Consider the following 20,597-nt stretch of genomic DNA (forward strand, 5'->3'; position numbering starts at 1 on the left):
AAATTAATTAATTAACTTGAACACATAAATATTTGCATTTTTGTACTCCAATATTCTTATAAGTTTAGTTTTTGCAGGAATCTTTCAAGGACTCTTTCTCAGTGCCTTTATTTTATCATATAAAAAGCATAAAGCCAAGGCTTCTATGTATTTAGGGCTGCTAATTTTAAGTTTTACATTATCTAATTTATTTTATATAATGGATGAAATTGGCATTATTAGCTGGCATGTATTTAACATGTTATACCTACCCTATTCATTTTTAATTGCTCCTTTTTTATATTTTTTTGCGATGTATTATATTGATCCCGATAGAAAAATTAAAAGGTTGGAATATATTTTCTATCTCCCGGCTCTTGTAGCTCTTCTCATTGCATTTGCATATAAACTCATTGCCTTAACTACTCAAAAGACTGTAGATAATGATGTATTTCAAGCGCAATTGGTCAATTTGATAGATGTTTATGGTGATTTTATGAACATTCCCTTTTTTCTGGTGGCTTTGATCCTATTATTGGTAAGAATATACCGTATCCATAAGGAAACTTCTTTTCATTTCAGTGTTGTTAGAGTGGAATTGCGATGGCTTAAAATACTACTTTGGGTGTTGCTACTGGTAACTGTTGTTCCTTGGAGTATTTATACCTATACATTTTATACGAATGTGGAAATGTACTACCTTCCCATGTTTGCGATAACGAGCCTCATTATTTACTTAATAGGATATATTGGAATTTATAAGATCGGAATTTTAAATGAGCGAAAAAAGATCAGATCCTATTCCGAAGAGCACTTCAAGAATGTAAAGACTAAAAAAACCAAAAACGAGTATATCGATAAGATCGAAAAAATCCTTCTGGAAGAACGTCGGTATCTGGATCCTAATATTTCTCTGGAGTCGTTGGCCAAAGAACTTCAATTGAGTAAAAGTCACCTTTCCAGAATTATTAATGCTGAACTTAACCTGAGCTTTTCTGCCTATATCAATTCTCTTCGTATAGAAGATGCGAAGCAATACCTCAAGAACCCTGAGTTTTCTAATTATACGCTGGTAGCTATTGGGCTTGAAGCCGGATTTAACTCTAAGTCTACTTTTAATACGGTGTTTAAAAAATATACCGGACTTACACCTTCACAGTTTAAAAAAGACTCTGCCGGTATTCAATAGTTGTTTATCAATGCTTTAAAGTTGTTCTTTAACTGAGGAAACTCTGCAATGAAATCCTTAAAATTGTCAGATTCCGATTTGTGCATAAAATGTGCAACTGCTCTAACTGAAGCTATGGTCAGGGTTTTATTGTATTTGTCTGTTGCCCCGACAAATTCCACATAATTTTGCAGTTCCTTCTGAATATTCTCCTCAGCCTGTACAACTCCATATTTGATGATATGTATCCACGCCAGTCGTACATGTGCTTCGTGACTAAAAACTGAAGCATCCAATGTACAGTTGGCAAACTGTTTTTCAAATTCTGCATCTGTTAACTCAAAGTGCTTTTCCATTTTGCTGTGTTTTGTATTTCTGAATACAAAATAACAGTGAACGGAACTCTTTATCATTTACATTTGTCGATAAATTGCTTGCGAGCCCTACTTAATTGAGTAGGTGTAATTCCCAGATAATTAGCAATATAATAATGTGGAATTCGATTGATCAGGCTTGGGTATTCTTTCAGAAAGAGCTCATATTTCGCTACAGAACTTAAGTTTAAAAGTGATACCAACCGTGATTGTAGCTGGCTGTTGAGCTTTTGGAATTCCCGTGTAATGACTTCAGTAATTCCCCTGTCCTTATTCACCCATGACATCACTTCAGAATAATTGGCAACTGAAACCTCGCATTCGCTCAATGCTTCAATAGTTACCGAAATATTTACGTTTGGTATGTAACTGGCAATGATCATATCACCTTCCTGATAAAAATGTGTTGTGATCTCGTTGCCTTCAGTATCATACACAAAACCACGCATCACACCAGCCAGCAACCTTCCAATTTTTGTACAAGGTTTACCATATGCAAGGAATGCATCTCCACTTTTCAACAATTCGGTTTTATGCAAAGACGTATCGATAGAAGTATTTTTGTCCATTGATCTTTAGAATATTGGAAATCACACAAAACAAATATACCCAAAAAGGTTGTCCGGAATATGTATTGCAAAGAAATCAAATAGCATTTCCAATCTCATTTACATTTGTTGAGAAAAAGTGTTCTGCAGGAAAGCAGACTCTTTATAAACAAACTACCTGCCGCTTTTGGCAGGTAGTTTCAGTACAATTTCATTAATCACTAAATCAATGTTATGTCTTACATAATAAGTTTGTACTGTACCATCTAATTATGCATATATCCTATTCTTTAGCAATGGTGCCAGAACGGTATATGGTGTGATAATGCCCGTAATTTATATTACTAAGCGAACTTAACCGTGGGTAATAGATCACAAAATCACCCCACACCTACACCACTACTGGCACCAGATATACCAATACAAAAGCTGTAATAGCTCTAATTACCCTTTACTTTTGTCAAGGTTATAAGTTGTTCAAATCTAACCAATTGAACTTCAGTTTTCTAGAGGGGTTTCACCCATTTATATACGGGGTTTTCCCTGTATCTCTATTATAAAATAGAAAACGACCCCATAAAATTTTATAAGGCCGTTTTAGTATTAATTAAAGATTACTTTGAAAGTTTCTTACATGCTATTAAAATGATCATTCATACTTTAAGGCATTAACCGGATCTGAAACTGCAGCTTGATATGCTTGAAAACTCACAGTGATTATAGCAATTATTAATGCTAGTAAAGTGGCAAATACATATGGTAATAAAGGCATGTCAATTTGATATGAAAAGTTAGACAACCAGTTCTTAGCCAGTAAATAGGTAATTGGCCAGGCAAAAATATTTGCAATTAAAACCAGTTTAATAAAATCCTTTGTGAGCATAGTCATAATTTTTGGAACAGATGCTCCCAATACTTTTCTTATACCTATTTCTTTTGTTTTTTGTGCAGCTGTATAAGAAGCAAGACCATATAATCCCATAGCAGAAATTATAATAGCAAGGATTGTTAAAAATAAGAACATGGTTCCGAAATTTTCCTGTTGTTTTATTAACGCTCCAAATTTTTGATCTAAAAAAGTATATCTAAATGGATGAGAAGGTTCCAGCTTATTCCATTCTTTCTCTATGTAATCAATTGTTGCATTCATATCATTGCTTGCAATTTTAAAAGAAGCAAACCATACATTATTGTTTATAGAAAGTATCATGGGGCGTATGGGCTGGTTGAACCCTTCAATATGAAAATCCTTAACAATCCCAATAATGGTACCATATTCAGCTTCTCCATTGAGGTTCATGTTCCCAATTCGTCTTCCAACGGCATTTTCAATGTTAAAGCTTTTTACGGCAGTTTCATTTAAAATACAATATACAATAGAATCGGATTCTTTTTCTCTATCAAACCTTCGTCCTTCTACCAATTCAATACCCATAGTTTTAAAGTAATCATAATCTACTTCCATATTCCACAAAGGCAATTGCTCTTCACTTCCTTCCATAATAAACTGGTTTTGATTAGGAATATCGCCAGGATAATAAGAAGCTCTGGTTACACTTTCCACATTAGGGTTCTTTAAGAAAATATCCTTATAATTCCTAAAATTTTCAGTCATTATATCTGTTTGCAAAGGCACAACGATCACTTGTTCGCCTTTAAACCCGATATCTTTGTTATGCATATACGAGATCTGACTAAAAATAATAATCATTCCAATAATTAAGATGGTTGATGCTGTAAATTGGGTAATTACAAGTCCTTTTCTTAACAATGTGCCTCCTTTTGTCTTAGTGAGGTCTCCTTTTAATACGGCAATGGGTTGAAATGCAGATAGGAAAAATGCGGGATAACTTCCGGCGAATAAGCCGTAGATGAACGTTACTATTAAAGCAAATAAGATAGTGGTTCCCAGATAATCATTAAATAGACTAATATTGGTCTCCATAATGTTATTAAAACCCGGTAGGAATAGTTCTACTAAAATGAATGCTAGAAACAGTGCAATAAAGCTCTGAATTACAGATTCTGTTAGAAATTGTGTAATTAGCATTTTTCTTGAAGCTCCTGTTACTTTACGGACTCCAACTTCTTTAGCTCTTTTTCCAGACCTTGCTGTTGATAGATTCATGAAATTAATCCCAGCAATCAAAATAACAAGTATCGCAATTCCCATAAAAACATAGATGTACATGATGTTGCCATTTTGGGTAATCTCCCAGTCTTGTTTTGAATATAAATGAATATCCTTGATAGGCATTAATTGGTACTCAAAAGCGTTGCCCTGTGCTAAGAACTCTTCTACTGTAATATTCATAAATCGCTCTACATCCGGTTCAATTTTTTTCATAAAATTACGTCTCATTTCTGCTTGAAATGCAGTGAAATCTGCCCCTTCTTTTAGTTTAACGTAAGTATAATTGTTATTGCTCATCCATACATTACGAATGGTATTTTGAGCCATAAACATATCAAACTGAAAATGCGAATGTCCTTTGGGTTCCTTTACAATTCCTTTTACTATATAATCTCTTCTGTTATCATATCTCACAACTCCGCCCAAAGCGCTTTTATCTCCAAAGAGCTTTTTGGCAGATTCTTCGGTAAGTACAATGGCATTCTCCTCATTAAGTGCTGTTGCTGCATTCCCATGAACAAATTCATAATCAAATACTTTAAAGAAGGTACTATCCGCATAAACACCTTTTTGAATATACACCTTTGTTTGTTCATGGCTTACCATGATTTCCTGATTAACGGTATTAATACGCGTGGCGGTTTCTACATCGGTAAATTCGGTTCTAAAAGCATTGGCCATAGGGCTTGGTGAAACGGGAGCATTCATTTTTTGTCCCATCAGATCTGCTTTTATTCCAGTTCTGTAAATACGTTCGTAACCACTCCAATGTTTTTCATAACTTGTTTCATCATTGATAAACAAAAAAACCAGTATGGTAACGGTCAATCCTAATGCCAGTCCCAAAATATTGATGACTGCATAGACTCTATTCTTATTAAGGCTTCTAAAAGCTACTTTTATATAATTTTTAAACATTGTTTCCGGTTTTTAAAATTATATAGCAGATTGTACCAGTTTATTTTTCTTTTCAGATACAACTTGACCATCTAATAAATTAATGATTCTACCTGAATAACTTGCGTCGTGTGAGGAATGCGTTACCATAACAATGGTAGTTCCTGCTTCGTTTAATTCGCACATTAACTCCATAACTTCATTCCCATGAGAGCTATCAAGATTTCCTGTAGGTTCATCGGCTAAAATTAATGGAGGTTTTGTAATTAGTGCTCTTGCTACCGCAACTCGTTGTTGCTGCCCTCCAGATAATTGTTGTGGAAAATGAGAGGCTCTGTGTGCGATCCCTATTTTTTCCAGAAGTTCATTAACACGTTGTTTCCTTTCAGAGGCCGGCACTTTATTGTATAACAAAGGAAGTTCAATGTTTTCGAATACGGTAAGTTCATCGATAAGGTTAAAATTTTGAAATATAAAGCCTATGTTCTTTTTCCGAATATCAGAACGTCCTTTTTCATTGAGATTCGCTACTTCATTTCCAAGAAATTGATAACTGCCACTTTCCGGTTTGTCCAACATTCCCAAAATATTTAGCAATGTAGATTTACCACAGCCGGAAGGCCCCATTACTGAAACAAACTCTCCTTGGTTAATTTCAAAAGAAACTGCATTTAAGGCTGTTGATTCAATTTCATCTGTTCGATACACTTTCGTTAATTCATTTAATTTGATCATGATTTTTACTTATTTAATTTGATTGATTCATAATTTTTAAACTCATCATAAGATGAGGTAATAATACTTTCTCCTTTTTCCAAGCCTTCTAATACTTGATAATAGCTGGGGTTTTGACTCCCAAGCTTTATATGGCGCTTATACGCTTCCCCTTCTCCATTTAATACATATACATATTGACCTCCTGAAGATTGAAAATAACTTCCTCTGGGAATTAGTATAGATTTTTGGGCTTTTGAAAGTTCCAGGCGAACTTGTAATGATTGTCCATTTGTTATAGATTTTGGAGGCTCATTAACAAATACTAATTCTATTTCGAAACGTCTATTTATAACTTCAGACAATACCTTTTTCACTTTAAGATCAATGAGTTCTCCATCAAAAGAAAAACGTGCTAATTGTCCGGGTTTTACCATGCTTAAATAATATTCGTCTACTTGCCCTCTAATCTTAAAGCCGGATTGCACATCTATCTTAGCAACCGTTTGATTATTTGTATAAGATTCTCCTATTACAGGATCGAATGAAGATAGCATACCAGAGACAGGAGCACGAACCAGCATTTTGTCCAAACTTTCATGAATAAATTCCAGGTTACGCTGCATTAAAGAGATTGATCTGTTGATTTGTTGAATTTGTGTCTGATTGTTTTGTTTGCTTTTACTAACATTCTTTTCCATAAAATCACGCTTTTTTTGCTGATATTTATAGGCTTCTTTAGAATTAGTATGGTTATTTCTAGCAATGACGTCCCTAGCGTATAATACAGAATCAATTTTGTAATTACGTTCTACGTCTGCCAGACTATTCTCACTGTCGATTAAAGACTCCGAAAGGTCTCTCTGGTCTTTCTCCAGTGATAATTTTAAACTTCTTAAATTATTTATTTGTTCTATAATGGCTGTTTCTTGATTTAAATAGTTTAAAGTGGCTGCAGGATTATTTAATTTCACTAGTGGTGTCCCTTTTTCTACTAAAACACCATCTTCAACATAGATCTCTTCAACGCTACCTCCTTCAACAGTATTTACTAATACAAGATTAATGGGTTGCACATCACCATCAATTAAAATCACATCTTGGAAATCTCCTTCAGTGACTTTCTTAACCGAAATTCTGGAAGCATCTATTTTGTAGGTCTTTTTATTAATCGCTCTTATTCCAAAAGCCGAAAGCGTTACAAAAGCTATAATCCCAACTGTATATAACGTCTTAGTTCGACTCCACTTTTTTTTCACAATACGTTTATCCATTCCAATTTGTTTCATAGTAAAATTTAGCTTTTCTAATTATTTTAAAATTTAAAACAAGTGGTTTACTATTGTGTCCATTATAAAATTTGCAATTTCTAATATTACTAAAATCATTACTCTAGATTTTAAATGTTGTTAATTTGTCTGTTGAACTCTGCCAAGTGAATTTTCTTCATGCTGATAAAAAGTGATAGCTTACTATGCTCTCTTTTCATACCTGTCTGATTAATTACTGCTATTTTCATACTGTTTGTTTTAATTGATTGATGATGATTTCTTAAGCGTCTATCTGAAACGCCTCTTAAGGTTCCAAGAATAACTTTTTGTTAGCTTTGATACTGCTGTTAACTGGTTATTATCTAATGTTCTCATAATGATATATTTTTAATTTGACAACCTTAGTTCAATGCACGTGCCAAGAAAAATATTTTATTTAAAATACTGATTATCAATTAATTAATTTTTTTCTGAAATTCAAAAGTGTTCATTTTCGAACATTTAGTTGTTCGTTATTGAACATTTTGTACCTTAGTGAAAATTAAAATATATTCAATAAGAATGGCAAAAACCGAAGCTTCAATTTTAGTTATTGACGACGATGAAGATATTTTGTTATCTATAAAATTGGTGTTGAAAAAGGAGTATACCAATGTCATTACCCGAAACAGTCCCAAAGAAATCAATCAAATAATTTCTAAAGAACAAATCGATGTTATTGTGTTAGATATGAATTACCGCATTGGTTTTAATGACGGTAAGGAAGGCATTTACTGGCTAAAACATATTCTAAATATAAACCCTAAAATGGTAGTCATATTGATGACTGCTTACGGTGAGGTTGAGTTGGCTGTTAATGCTATAAAACTTGGCGCTTTCGACTTTATCCTAAAACCATGGACCAACGAGAAACTATTAGCTACTATTCATGCGGGGTTAACATTAAGTAGATCAAATCATAAAATTTCTATTTTAAAGCATACTAATGATACCTTATTGAAAAACAGTGAGCAACAATTTGGACCCATCATAGGAAATTCAAATGAAATGCAAGGTGTTATGAATACCATTGAAAAGGTAAGCGCTACAGATGCCAATATTATTATTTTGGGAGAAAATGGTACAGGAAAACAACATTTAGCCAGAGAAATTCATAAAAGATCATCGCAAAAGAACGGACCATTTATTCATGTAGATTTAGGTTCTCTCTCTGAAAATCTATTTGAAAGTGAGCTTTTCGGTCATAAAAAAGGGGCTTTTACAGATGCACATGAAGATAAGCCGGGTCGATTTGAAATGGCTCAGGACGGAACTCTTTTTTTGGATGAAATAGGAAATCTTCCTTTAAACTTACAATCTAAATTATTAACTGTCCTTCAGGACAAAAAAACATCGAGATTAGGCGAAGGAATTGAGCGTCCCTTTAATGCAAGGCTTTTGTTTGCCACAAATGCACCAATACACCAATGGGTAACCCAGGGGAAGTTTAGACAAGATCTATTGTTTAGAATTAATACTGTTGAAATTACAATACCTCCATTAAGAGACAGGCCCGAGGATATTGTTGATTTTATAAATTATTACCTTAATATATTTACTGAAAAGTATCAAAAATCCCATTTAAAAATAACTGATGAGGCCATGAAAGCACTGCAATCTCATAATTGGCCAGGTAATGTTAGAGAAATTCAACATACACTTGAAAGAGGTGTAATTATGGCAGACAGTAATGAAATTAAAATTTCAGACTTTAACCTTACCATCATTCCAAAGGAGAAAGATACCCCTCTTAGTGGTGAATTTGATAATTTGAATTTGCATGACATTGAAAAGTTGTTAGTACAGAAAGCCCTGGATAAACATGAGGGTAATATTTCGAAAGCAGCTAAAGAACTGGGATTAACACGTGCAGCGCTGTATCGTAGATTGGATAAATTTAATATATAATATACTCTCTTTTGATAAAACGATTTACATTACAAGTAGTCATACGTATTTTACTGATACTGGTCAGTTGTGTTCTACTTTCATATTTTTTAATGAGTAGTCTATGGTTCACCACTGTAGGAATAGGGCTTGTTATTTTTATTCAAGTCATTTTTTTAATTCGTTATGTTAATAATACAAATTACTCATTGGTTAAGTTTCTGGATGCTCTAAAAAATGAAGATTACTCGGTGTATTTTTCGCCTTCAAAGAAAGGAGATTCCTTTGCTAGAGTGTTTGATGATTTTAATCTCATTATCAAAATTTTTAAACGGAATAAAATAGAAAAGGAAGCACAATTCAAATATTTTAAATACATATTGGAACATGTTAATTTGGGAATTATTTCTATCAAAAAAGAAGACTTGTATAGCAAAGATTCAAATGAAGAGATCTTGTTTTTAAATAAAGCAGCATGTGATATTCTTCAGCAACCACAGCATAAGTATTGGTATCGTTTGGCAAATAATGTGCCGTGGCTGGCTAGTGAAATAAAGAAGACTGCGGATGGTGGTAAAACTTTAGTAGACTTTGGTGATGAAACTGAAAAGAAACAATTATCTCTAGAAACAATTGAAATACAATTGTTAAACAAACCCTACCTCATTATTACTTTTCAGGATATTCGTTCCGAGATTGAGCAAAAAGAGATTGAAGCCTGGCATAACGTGATTCGTATTTTAGCGCATGAAATGCTGAATTCTTTTACTCCCGTCAGTTCACTGGCCTCAACAGTCAAATCTATTACTGAAGACAAAGATGGAAACCTTTTAAAAATCGACACTTTAAATGATGAAGACATCTATGATATTAATGTCGCTGTAAACACCATTAAGAAAAGGTCAGATGGTCTATTGGAGTTCGTTAAGGATTATAGAACGATTTCTAATGTTCCAATTCCTATTTTAGAAACTATTAATATTAAGAAGTTTTTGTCATCAATAGTCTTATTAATGACACCTGCAATTGAAGAAGCTAACATTAGTATGATATTATCCCGTATTCCTGCAAATGCTACTATTTCAGCTGATACTAAATTGATTGAACAAGTCCTAATTAATTTAATAAATAACAGTATTTATGCATTGAAAGGATGTTCAAACCCAATCATAAAAATTGGTTGTTCTATAGAATCTGGCAAAGTAATTATCAGTATTTACGACAATGGGAAAGGAATCGAAGAAAAGATATTAAACCAGATTTTTATTCCGTTTTATACTACCAAAAAAAATGGGTCTGGAATAGGCTTGAGTTTGTCCAAAAATATAATGAGAAAGCATGGCGGAAATCTATTAGTAAATTCAGAAGTAGGCGCTTTTACAACGTTCTCACTTGTGTTTAAAACCACTAACAACTTCTAAAATTTATTGATAATCATACAAATAATTTCATTGTATCTTCTTTCGCAAAGATTCTGAAAGAAGAGGTATTATGCTTCGAATATGTGCATTACATAAAATGCATTCCGAAGTGTCATTATCAGGGAAAGTATAGAATTATTATATGTACATTGTATACTCAAATATGTAAAAGTAGTGAGCAAGAAGTTAAAAGGATATCTTAACCACTTATGGCAGTCAGCTATTTTTTGGACCATAGCCATGCTTTTGTGGGGCATGTTTCGGTTTTATGGCATTGAATCCATGGATGGCATAGCAATCGATAAAGATTTTCAGGAAGCAATACAAATGAAAAACATGTTGCGCCTTTTTGCTTTTTCCGGACTTTTAATAGGTTTGCTATTTGCAAACATAGAACTACTTTTTGAAAAGTATACCTCTCACAGAATTGGAATCGGCCTTAAGATTTTTTTAAAAACACTGATCTATTTTATTACCATTGTTATTGTATCTACGCAAATCAAACAACTTGCTATATATCGCTTTGGGATAGATATCAATGTGGAACACGGCTGGTGGTGGGAAGACAAGTTATTCAGGGTAAGCCTGCTATACATACTTCTAGTTTCCATAGTATTTTCATTTATAAAGATTGCGAATGAAAAATTTGGGAAAGGAATATTTCTGAAGATGCTTTTAGGAAAGTATAAAAAACCACAGGAAGAAAAGCGTATTTTCATGTTTCTGGATCTAAAATCTTCTACTACCATTGCTGAAACCCTGGGACATTTTCAATATAGCCAATTGATACAGGATTGCTTTTATGACCTGAATGATATTGTTCCTAAGCATGCTGCTGAAATTTATCAATATGTAGGTGACGAAGCTGTTTTGAGCTGGCCTTACAAACGGGGGTTGGCAGATAATAATTGTGTGGCCTTGTTCTTCGAATTTCAAAACCTCTTAAAATCCAGAGCCCATTATTATAAGGAAAAATATGGTTTAATCCCAGAATTTAAAGCGGGTCTTCACGGTGGTAAGTTAATGGTCGCCGAAGTGGGAGTTGTTAAAAAAGAACTTGCCTTTCATGGGGATGTTATCAATACTTCCGCCAGAATACAGGCAGAGTGTAATAAATACAATGTGTCCATCTTAATTTCTGAAAAATTAAAGGATGATCTGCAAGAGAATAGTTCTTATGCTATGAAACACGTAGGGAATGTTCTCTTAAAAGGTAAACACGATACGCTGAACATCTTTACACTTCAGAAGCATTAATCTCTTTAGAAAAGCCTTAGGCGAATTTTAGCCTAAAATATTCTAGTCTTTATATCTTTTATTAATAACCTTTCCAACAACGATCGCTGTAATAATCACCAGATAAAACTGTCCCATTAAGCCTAAAAGAATAGCAGCTTTCTGAGCTATTGCCGTTAGAGGAACTATTTCACCATAACCAATAGTCATTAAAGTGATATAACTGTAATAGAGTAAAGTATCCGAGTTTTGTATCAGGTCATCTTTTACAAATAATTCACCTCCAAAAGATCCCGGGTTTGCCATTTCAACAGCCATAAAAATGAAAAACCCCACCAAACCCAAGGTTATGTACCCACAAATTACACCTATTATCAGGTCTTTATTTATTTTTTTTGCATACCAAACCTGAGTTATTATTTCGTATGCCATTACAGCATAAAACAAGAAGTAAAGGGCAAACTTCATATAATCTATCTCCTTGGTCTGGTTAATTAAGGACGAGCCAAATAAAAAGGCAGCAATGATAAATAGTATACTAAATAAAAGACGAAGCCTTTTTTTGGATATTAAATTTATTCCCGTGATGATATTTAATAAAAAGAAAAAGGGAAATAGATGGATTTTAAATAGTTGGCTTGGAAAGATTAATGAGCCAAATAGAATAAACAGCAGGGTGGTTAAAAAAAACTCAAACCTGTAGTAATGCAATAAATTTTTAAGTTTCCCCATAAGTCTAGTTCCTATTTTTTAAAAGATATAACTTAAGTAGTATTAGTCAAACTTTACCATTATTTGAGTGTTGCACCTTCCTCCTATTACTTTTCTTATATCGTATTTAATTTATCTCACTTTATCAAATGGGATAATTGCCGATAAGTTATATCCTGCAATCCAATGTATAGTATATAGTTTTACGCAAAAATAATTAATAAAATTATAAAAAGAAGATAACCTCAGTCCCTTATTAGGCTAGTATTCTTCATTGTACTTCTAAAATTCAATTCATTTAAATTATTATACTATGAAATTATTAATTACACCAAAATTCATTTTGATAGCTTTAATTGTTCTGAGCAGTAACTTAATTAGCGCTCAGGATTTCGTGCAAGTTAATACTCAGCCAATATCTGTTACTAATCTTGAAGATTATTGGACAGGTGCTGCATGGATTGATATTGACAATGACAATGACCTGGATCTATTTCTAACAAATAGACAGCCTGGTACAACTCCAAAAAAGAATAAGTTGTATCTAAATAATTCAGGAAATTTTACTGAAGTTACAACCGGTATATTGGTTAATGATCTAGGTTACTGGTTTGGAAATACCTGGGGAGATTATAATAATGACGGCCTTATTGATGTATTTGTCGCAGGATATAAAGGCACATTATATAAAAATTTGGGAGGAGGTAATTTCGAAAAAGTAATAACCGGAGAAATTGCCGCTTCAACCTTAGCCGGTATTGGTACGGCATGGGGTGATTTTAATAATGATGGTAATTTAGACCTAATTCTAACCAGGCCTAATTGGTTACAAGGAGTTCCTCCTTCTTCCGGACCTCCGGGACCACCACATGTGATGATAAACAGCGGAGCCCCGGACTATACTTTTAGTAGGCTTTTAGGAACAGAGATTACCGTTCCGCAAGATGGAACTTATTTACAGCCAACACTTTCAGACTTTGACGGCGATAACGATCTAGATATATTTATAGGTTTAGGGAGCGGCACTTCTATTCCGGATATAATGTATAAAAATTTGCTCACGGAAAGTGGAAGCTTAGATTTTGAACAAATTACCGGAACTGCATTATCCGATGCACTTGTAGAAGGGAATCAATGGAGCTTTGTGGATATTGACAATGATAAGGATCTGGATGCGTATTTAACAAATTGGGCCACAGGCAATGGAACGATACCAATGTCTAACAGTTTATTTCGCAATGATTCCGGATTTTATACCGAAATAACAAATGGTGTAATTGTTACCGATGAATCACTCACCAGTACGGTAAGTTGGGGAGATTTTGATAATGACGGGGATTTGGATGCTGTTACCCCTTCGGATACTGGCTATACTATAAACTACTATCAAAATGACGGAACTGGAAATTTTACACGTATCAATGCCGGAGAATTAGGAACAACTGATAAACATCAAAGCGGGTGTTCTGCCGGGGATTTTGATAATGACGGAGATCTGGACCTGTTCATTCCCGGCCCCGGTGCCAATAACTCCTTTTTCAGAAATGACCTGACCAATAACAATAATTGGGTAAAACTAAAAATGGTTGGAACTATCTCAAATAAAAGTGGCATTGGAGCAAAAATATGGCTTGAAAGCCAGGGAACAACTCAAATGAGAGAGGTTTCAGGTTCCAACACTTTTTTTGGGACGAACAGCATCATTCAACATTTTGGATTAGGTAATGGAAATTCAATCGATAACATTCGTGTGAGCTGGCCCTCCGGAATTACAGAAGACTTCTCAAATATCAATATCAATGAAATGCACGAGTTGGTAGAAGGCCAAGGTATTTTATCATCAGATGATTTTAACTTAATAGGAGGAGCCGTAATTACCTATCCCAATCCGGTGAAAGGAGATCTATTTATTCATATACAACAGCAACAAATAGACCTTGATTCTTTAAAAATTAGTTTTTATGATGCCAAAGGTGCAAGAATTATAAAAGAAACTAAATATGTGAGAGAATTAAACACCATTAAAATCAGTCAAAATAGTTTGGCTCCCTTAGTGAAAAATGAAATGTATTTTCTGAAGATAGAAAATGACAACAGATTACTATCCATAGAGAAAATTGTAATAGAGTAAGAGTGTTGTATATCACTTCAATAAATACACTAAACCACCAGCACTGCTAATATGGTTCATCAATGAACTAAAAACGAACTTTAAATCGGTCTTAAATCCTGTAATTATATACTATTACGGGATTTATGTTTTTAATAATCTTTAGAAATAAAAAAAATCATAACTTATCCTATTAAAATTGGTTGAATTCAATGACCCTTAATGTTTATATTTTAGTAATCTTCTTTGCATCTATAAGCACATTTAATATTGGGTTTTATTTTTTAATTCGATCTTTCAAAAAAAAAACATCCAGCTTTTTGGCTTTAAGTACCATATTGTTTTCCATATGCTTGATGTTCTATGTGTACGAGGTAAGTGGATTTTTTAAAAAACTTCCGCATCTTATCTGGATCAATGCGCCTTTGTTATATACGGTTGGCCCTTTTTTCTACTTACATTCCAAGAAGAATATTCGTTGGTATGACTGGTTACATTTTCTTCCGGCAATAGCGTTCTATCTGTATATGATTCCTTTTTATTTGAATTCACCCGAAGAAAAACTCCAGGCGTTTTTGAGTATATACATGTCAAATGAATACCAATCAAATATTGTGCAGTACCTCTATTTATTTCATTTCAGCATGTATAGTTTAGCAGGCTATTTCCTTATTCGAAAAAGACTCGTTGGATACAAACAGGTGGGATCTGATGACATTCAACAATATAGAAACAGGCGTATTGAATATGTGTATTTGGCAATAGGTGTTTTTTCTTTATTGAGCTTTATTGTGAGTTATATTTTGGATAAAAACGAGTCATTTATTGCCAAATACGATTACTATACTCTCGCTCCTTTAGTACTTTTTATGGCTGTATTACAAATATATTTTTCTTTTGTAGGCTTTGATTTTGAAACAACGCTGAAAAAAGCAAAATCTAAACCTGAAACAAAGAATAAATCAGACTATTCAGCTTTAATGAATAATCTGGATCAAATGATGCAAAATGAGAAGCTGTATAGAAACCCTGAACTGAAAATCAACGATGTAGCTCAGCAATTAGATGTCTCTATGCACGAGCTTTCAGCAGGGATCAATTCTTATTTTGAAAACAACTTTTTTGATTATATAAACAAATTAAGAGTTGAAGAATTAAAGTCTACACTACTTGATAAAGACAATAGCCATTTAACTCTATTTGCCATTGCCCGGGAATCCGGCTTTAAGAGTAATAGTTCTTTTTACAGGGTTTTTAAAAAATATTTGGGGTGTACTCCAAAGGAATACATCAAACAGCATAAACCGAAATGATTGCAAAAGGTATAATTGCCCTGAACCAAACCTCATTCAAGATTTCAATAACTTGTAGTAAAAAAATCTAAAATTTTTAGATACGCTGGAGTTCGTTAAAATTTTGATAAAAAACATTTAAGCCTGTTTTAAGCTTTTTGAGCCGCTCTCTAGTGATATTGAATTCTTCGCCATCCATCATTCTAACAATATATTTTTCATTTTCCCAAAAGGAGTATTCTTTAAAGAATACAAGATTAATTATTGTAGCTCTATTGATACTAATAAAATTTTCATCCAATTCTTTTTCTAGAGCAATCAAACTTTTATTGATCTGATATTTATTAGCACCTGATTTTAAATAACACTTCCTGTTTTCTGTTTTTATCCAGGAAACAGTTCTGCTGTTAATCATTTTTTTGCCAATCTCTGTTTTAACATATAAAGAAATATCTTTAAACTTCTTGTTTGATGTTTCAACTTTTGACGCATTGATCGATTTTACAATAACTATAAGTAAAAGTAATGTACAAATAATACATATAGGAAACAGATATACTAAATACAAATCTCCATTGAGAAAAAAATACGATTCAAAATAGTTAACAGATTTTCTTTGTAATATAAAATAATGATACAAGTAGCGGATAGTAACAGTAAAGGGAACAGTAAAAAAGTAAATGAGCAGGAAGAATGGAATAAATTTAAAAAAATACAAAGTAATCCCCCTAAAAGTAACAACTAAATCCTTTATTTTAAAGATAGTAGCATATTTAGTTATAGCTACAGATATTATAAAAGTTGTTAAGAGTTCAATTAAATATTGATCTATAAAAACAAATTGCAGAAGGTTTAAAAAACTAAAACTACTGTCTTCATACCAATTAATATTTGAAGGATGTAAATAATAAACACCTATTACCACTAGCAAGGAGATCAAAGTTATGGCAGCAATAACATCCCATTTCTTTATGGGCGAATAAGAAAGTGAAACTTTTTTTGTGTCTGGCAAACTCATTAATATTATTTCAATTAAAAACAATATTAAACATAGTATTCAATATAGTACCCGCTATATTCCTTATTTCAAACAGTATTTTATAGGTTTCAGACAAATTCATTAAATACAATGCTTAGCCTTTTATATTTTGGTTTCAAATTATAAAAACAAAATGGATTTATTACACTACATCTATTTATATCCGGCTTATGCAGTAGCTATTTCCGGGTGGATAATTTATTCTAAAGTAACCGGTTTCAATAAAAGCAATTCAGAAGTTGTTGCTATAAATTTTAAAAGGCCATGGCTGGAATTTATTTTTGCCCTTTTTGCCGGGGTGGTTACTGTTATTATAGGACAGCTTTATTTAAAAGGGTTATTGCTTCCTAAAACCTCATATGCCTTTATAACAGAATCTATAAATCAACTTTTAATTTTTTCGCCATTTTTATTGCTTTTATTAATAAGGAAACAATCTTTGCAAACTGCCTGGGTTCCTGAAAAACAAAAAGCAAAAAGTATTTTTACCGGCTTAATACTTGCGCTGCTAGCGCTCTTAACTTTTTTGCTACTCAAAGGAAGAGTTGGTAGTATAACAGAAGATATTTTGTCTATATATTCTTATAAAAACCTTCATTTGTTGATTCAGGTCATGGCTGAAGATTTTGCAATTTCTATTTGCCTTTTTAGGCTCATTGGCTGGATTGGTGTTAAAAAGGCTATTGTGCTGGTCGCATTACTATTTGCCATTGGACATATTCCGGCTATGATAAGTAACGGGCTCGCTGTAGAAAACTTCACAAGCCTTATTTTTGATGTTATTTTAGGCATCTTTGTTATGTATACACTTTACAAATCAAAAAACTTTTTATGGTTCTGGATGATTCATTATGCAATGGATATGACACAATTTATCAATTCATAAAGACTATTTACCATTTTATGGGATAGTATAAGTATAGTTGAGTTATATATAGTGTAACATCAATTCCCTTCAAACCAGTCTTTAAATGCAGATACTCGCTCACGGCTTACAATAATATCCTTGTCGGTATTTTTTACCACCGTAATAATTTTTAAACGACTGTTAGAAAAGACCAATACATCATTAATAGCATTTAAATTGACAATAAATGTGCGATTAGCGCGGAAAAATTCTTTTGCATCCAAGACTTCTTCCAATTTTTCAAGATTGTAATCGAGAATAAATTTTTTGCCAAGATGAGTAATCAGGAAAACCGTTCTGCCTTCTGCATAGAACAAAGCGATATCCGGAGTCTTTATAGAATGAATGTGCGTGCCTAACCGTACTAAAAAACGGTCCTTCACCTTCTTTTGTGTAAAGGCCTTTGAAACATGCTCTACGGTAGCCGAAGACAAATAGGTTTTCAAATTCTTAAGCTTGTTTATAGCTTTAGAGACATCTGTGAATGTGATGGGCTTAAGGATATAATCAATACTGTTCACCTTAAAGGCATCAATCGCATATTCGTCAAAAGCAGTGACAAATATGACAGGTTTATTTATTTTGATATGGTTAAAAATATCGAAGCTCAAACCATCGGTGAGTTGTATGTCCATAAAAGCTAGGTCATAACCTTCTTCATTATTCCTAATCCAATCCACGGTTTCGGATATACTTGAAAGACGTGCTACAATTTCAAAATTAGCATCATATTTCAGAATATAACGTTCCAGTTTTTCTAATGCAGGAATCTCGTCTTCTATTAGTAGTACTCTCATACTTTAGTCTTTTGTCTCTAGTTTAGGGATACGTATGGTTCTTGTGTTTTCATCTTCTTCCAAAACAACACTATTGACACTATAAATACTATACACATACCGTATTTTCTCAATATCTTTTATACTCAGAGGATGATTAATTACATCGTTATGATAGTATTGAATATCCAATGTTTCTTCTGTTTCTTTAAGCTGTACGGTTATAGGAATCTCTGCTGAACTGATCGTCCTTCTTACAATATGTTCTAAAAGCTTTAGAATACTCCCCGGAACACATAAAAAGTTTGATTGTATAGAAGTTTGAATCTCAACATTTCTATATGGTAAATAATTAATGAGGGAACTATGGTGACCCAGTGCTTCCATTTCTTCTTCGACAGGCACCAGTTGCCGTTCTTTTCTCGACAATATATACCTGTATGTAGTTGCTATATGATCTATAAGGTCATCTATTTTATCTTCTTCCTCTTGCTTGCGCATCAATACGATAAGAGCCTCGAAGCTATCAAATAAAAGATCTGGGTTGATACCTTCTCTAAACTGAACAAAATCATCTTCAACCATCTGTTTTAATAACAGTTCGTGATTTAGCTTTTTGGTATTTATCTTATGAAGGTACTGATGGCTTATGTATAATAAGACGTAGATAAGTGTTACCGAACAAAAAATACTATTGAACATCCAGAGTTCTTCATTGCTGGGAGAAAACCCAATCACATTTTTATAGTAAAGTCCTATCAAAGTGGTAACAAGAGCGATACACAATAGTATCGAAACAACTACCTGAATGAGTATACCCGGCAGTGTAGCGATCTTTTTAAAGAACCGGTTGAATATCACCAGAAGCAGCCTTGAAAATTCTTGTGTAATAAAAGACAATCCTATACATACATATAACTCTTCTCCCAGAAAATGGTCCTGCAACTGCTCTACATTATTATTAATCAATAAAATAAGCAGGTAAGCTACTACCCCATTAAAAAGCGGACTTAACAGCCTGAACAGCGGATGATGTATAAACAGACGCTTCATTGAATGATGGGGATTTTTACGGTGAAGTCTGAATCTTTAACAATAGAGATTCCTTGCTTAAGAAGCAATTGGTAGCGCGATTCTATATTTTTCAAGCCAATATTGAAGGAACTCACATTCTTTGGCTCCTTGGTAATGTTGTTCTTAACAGTAATGGTATCCTTATCAGAAAAAATGTCTATATGCAATACATGATTGGCATCCACCACATTGTGCTTTACAATATTCTCTACTAACATTTGCAGAGTAAGCGGAGGAACTTTTGAAGATTCTATCTTTTCATCAATAGCCAGTTCATAGTTAAAAAGGTCGCCGTGCCGGGTTTTCAGTAGTAAAAGATAAGAACGTAGCATAGCAAGCTCTTCATGAAGGAATACCAGTTTAGAATGGTAACTGTTCAATGAATAATTATATACTCCGGCCAGTCCTTTTATATAGTTTTCTGAAGCTTTGGCATCCTTAAATGCCAGTGATGAAATGGTATTGAGGTTATTGAACAAAAAATGAGAGCTAAGCTGCGATTTAAGTGCTTTTAGCTGCAAGTCTATTTGCTGGCGTTCGTACTTAACAGCTTCTATTTGTAAAGTTGCATAGGTATAATATGAATACAGTGCAAAGTAAACCGTATTGTATATAAGCATGATAATGAATAGAATAATTGCCAGTTTTATAAATGTATTTGGATAAGTATCCGGAAAGGCTTCAGAAATAATTTTTTTATACCCAAAATACAATACCGCAACCATGGTAAAGGCAATAACAAAATGAAGTAGAATACCTGCTGAGAATCTACTGGCCAGCTGTGTATTCCATGGCAGCGATGTATCCAGTTTTTTAGAGATCGCATAGATGGTATAAGAAGCAAGGATACCGCAGGCACCTGACAATATAGCTTCTACCATCGAAAACGACCTGTGATCGGTATCTACACTTGTTGCAAAATAATTATACAAGAGGAGGCCAATGGCAATACCAATAAATGAAATGAGAATGTGCTTTTTCACATGATGGTTATCAAGGTGGTCAATGAGTTTCATAAAA

Annotated in this window: 17 protein-coding genes; 7 read left to right on the forward strand and 10 right to left on the reverse strand. The window is 33.3% G+C overall.

The genetic code is table 11. The features are described from left to right. Window positions 1-145: 145 nt before the first annotated feature. Window positions 146-1,168, forward strand: coding sequence for a helix-turn-helix transcriptional regulator (locus ACY2RT_RS00825; RefSeq protein WP_490153967.1), 1,023 nt, complete (start codon window positions 146-148; stop codon window positions 1,166-1,168). Here ACY2RT_RS00825 and ACY2RT_RS00830 read toward each other — a convergent pair. From ACY2RT_RS00830 to ACY2RT_RS00850, 5 genes are all read right to left on the reverse strand, one after another. Then, entirely contained in the window at window positions 1,162-1,503 is a 342-nt protein-coding gene (locus tag ACY2RT_RS00830) for a hypothetical protein (RefSeq protein ID WP_490153968.1), read from the reverse strand. The two genes, ACY2RT_RS00825 and ACY2RT_RS00830, sit on opposite strands and share 7 nt — an antisense overlap. Before the next feature lie 53 nt (window positions 1,504-1,556). Next, on the reverse strand, window positions 1,557-2,090 hold the full coding sequence (locus tag ACY2RT_RS00835; RefSeq protein ID WP_490153969.1) for a Crp/Fnr family transcriptional regulator: 534 nt from the start codon (window positions 2,088-2,090) through the stop codon (window positions 1,557-1,559). A gap of 628 nt (window positions 2,091-2,718) precedes the next feature. Next, complete coding sequence (locus ACY2RT_RS00840; RefSeq protein WP_490153970.1) at window positions 2,719-5,121, reverse strand: ABC transporter permease; 2,403 nt, start codon at window positions 5,119-5,121, stop codon at window positions 2,719-2,721. A gap of 18 nt (window positions 5,122-5,139) precedes the next feature. Next, the gene (locus tag ACY2RT_RS00845) at window positions 5,140-5,835 is read right to left on the reverse strand and encodes an ABC transporter ATP-binding protein (RefSeq protein WP_490153971.1); all 696 of its coding nucleotides are present in this window, start codon (window positions 5,833-5,835) and stop codon (window positions 5,140-5,142) included. Window positions 5,836-5,840: 5 nt separating this feature from the next. After that, window positions 5,841-7,103, reverse strand: a complete 1,263-nt coding sequence (locus ACY2RT_RS00850) for an efflux RND transporter periplasmic adaptor subunit (protein WP_490153972.1) — start codon at window positions 7,101-7,103, stop codon at window positions 5,841-5,843. A gap of 543 nt (window positions 7,104-7,646) precedes the next feature. On the opposite strand from ACY2RT_RS00850, the gene ACY2RT_RS00855 reads away from it, so the two are divergent. From ACY2RT_RS00855 to ACY2RT_RS00865, 3 genes are all read left to right on the forward strand, one after another. Next, window positions 7,647-9,032: a sigma-54-dependent transcriptional regulator gene (locus ACY2RT_RS00855; RefSeq protein ID WP_490153973.1), complete on the forward strand. Its 1,386-nt coding sequence runs from the start codon at window positions 7,647-7,649 to the stop codon at window positions 9,030-9,032. A 92-nt stretch (window positions 9,033-9,124) separates the two neighbouring features. Further along, window positions 9,125-10,432: a sensor histidine kinase gene (locus ACY2RT_RS00860; RefSeq protein ID WP_490153974.1), complete on the forward strand. Its 1,308-nt coding sequence runs from the start codon at window positions 9,125-9,127 to the stop codon at window positions 10,430-10,432. Window positions 10,433-10,606: 174 nt separating this feature from the next. Further along, a complete protein-coding gene (locus ACY2RT_RS00865) occupies window positions 10,607-11,689 on the forward strand; it encodes an adenylate/guanylate cyclase domain-containing protein (RefSeq protein WP_490153975.1) in 1,083 nt (360 codons plus the stop codon). A 42-nt stretch (window positions 11,690-11,731) separates the two neighbouring features. On the opposite strand, the gene ACY2RT_RS00870 is transcribed toward ACY2RT_RS00865, so the two are convergent. Further along, window positions 11,732-12,136 (reverse strand): ion channel, encoded by a 405-nt coding sequence (locus ACY2RT_RS00870; RefSeq protein WP_490153976.1) that lies wholly within the window; start codon window positions 12,134-12,136, stop codon window positions 11,732-11,734. A 556-nt stretch (window positions 12,137-12,692) separates the two neighbouring features. Here ACY2RT_RS00870 and ACY2RT_RS00875 point away from each other — a divergent pair. Both ACY2RT_RS00875 and ACY2RT_RS00880 read left to right on the forward strand, forming a co-directional pair. Further along, the gene (locus ACY2RT_RS00875) at window positions 12,693-14,510 is read left to right on the forward strand and encodes an FG-GAP-like repeat-containing protein (RefSeq protein ID WP_490153977.1); all 1,818 of its coding nucleotides are present in this window, start codon (window positions 12,693-12,695) and stop codon (window positions 14,508-14,510) included. Between the two features lie 299 nt (window positions 14,511-14,809). After that, on the forward strand, window positions 14,810-15,802 hold the full coding sequence (locus ACY2RT_RS00880; RefSeq protein WP_490153978.1) for a helix-turn-helix domain-containing protein: 993 nt from the start codon (window positions 14,810-14,812) through the stop codon (window positions 15,800-15,802). Between the two features lie 76 nt (window positions 15,803-15,878). Here ACY2RT_RS00880 and ACY2RT_RS00885 read toward each other — a convergent pair whose 3' ends face one another. After that, window positions 15,879-16,799: a LytTR family DNA-binding domain-containing protein gene (locus tag ACY2RT_RS00885; RefSeq protein ID WP_490153979.1), complete on the reverse strand. Its 921-nt coding sequence runs from the start codon at window positions 16,797-16,799 to the stop codon at window positions 15,879-15,881. 154 nt (window positions 16,800-16,953) lie between these two features. Here ACY2RT_RS00885 and ACY2RT_RS00890 point away from each other — a divergent pair, with 154 nt between their 5' ends. After that, window positions 16,954-17,706: a CPBP family glutamic-type intramembrane protease gene (locus ACY2RT_RS00890; RefSeq protein WP_490153980.1), complete on the forward strand. Its 753-nt coding sequence runs from the start codon at window positions 16,954-16,956 to the stop codon at window positions 17,704-17,706. Between the two features lie 59 nt (window positions 17,707-17,765). Here the strand turns inward: ACY2RT_RS00890 and ACY2RT_RS00895 are convergent, their stop codons facing one another. From ACY2RT_RS00895 to ACY2RT_RS00905, 3 genes are read right to left on the reverse strand one after another with little or no spacing between them, the layout of a single operon-like run. Next, window positions 17,766-18,524 carry a LytR/AlgR family response regulator transcription factor gene (locus ACY2RT_RS00895; protein ID WP_490153981.1) on the reverse strand — a complete coding sequence of 253 codons (759 nt, stop codon included), beginning with the start codon at window positions 18,522-18,524 and terminating at the stop codon, window positions 17,766-17,768. A gap of 3 nt (window positions 18,525-18,527) precedes the next feature. Further along, window positions 18,528-19,556, reverse strand: a complete 1,029-nt coding sequence (locus ACY2RT_RS00900) for a histidine kinase (protein ID WP_490153982.1) — start codon at window positions 19,554-19,556, stop codon at window positions 18,528-18,530. Next, window positions 19,553-20,593 carry a sensor histidine kinase gene (locus ACY2RT_RS00905; RefSeq protein WP_490153983.1) on the reverse strand — a complete coding sequence of 347 codons (1,041 nt, stop codon included), beginning with the start codon at window positions 20,591-20,593 and terminating at the stop codon, window positions 19,553-19,555. The genes ACY2RT_RS00900 and ACY2RT_RS00905 overlap by 4 nt, the downstream gene beginning before the upstream one ends. Window positions 20,594-20,597 lie beyond the last annotated feature (4 nt).

It is taken from the genome of Ulvibacter sp. 2210JD10-4 (assembly GCF_058148525.1).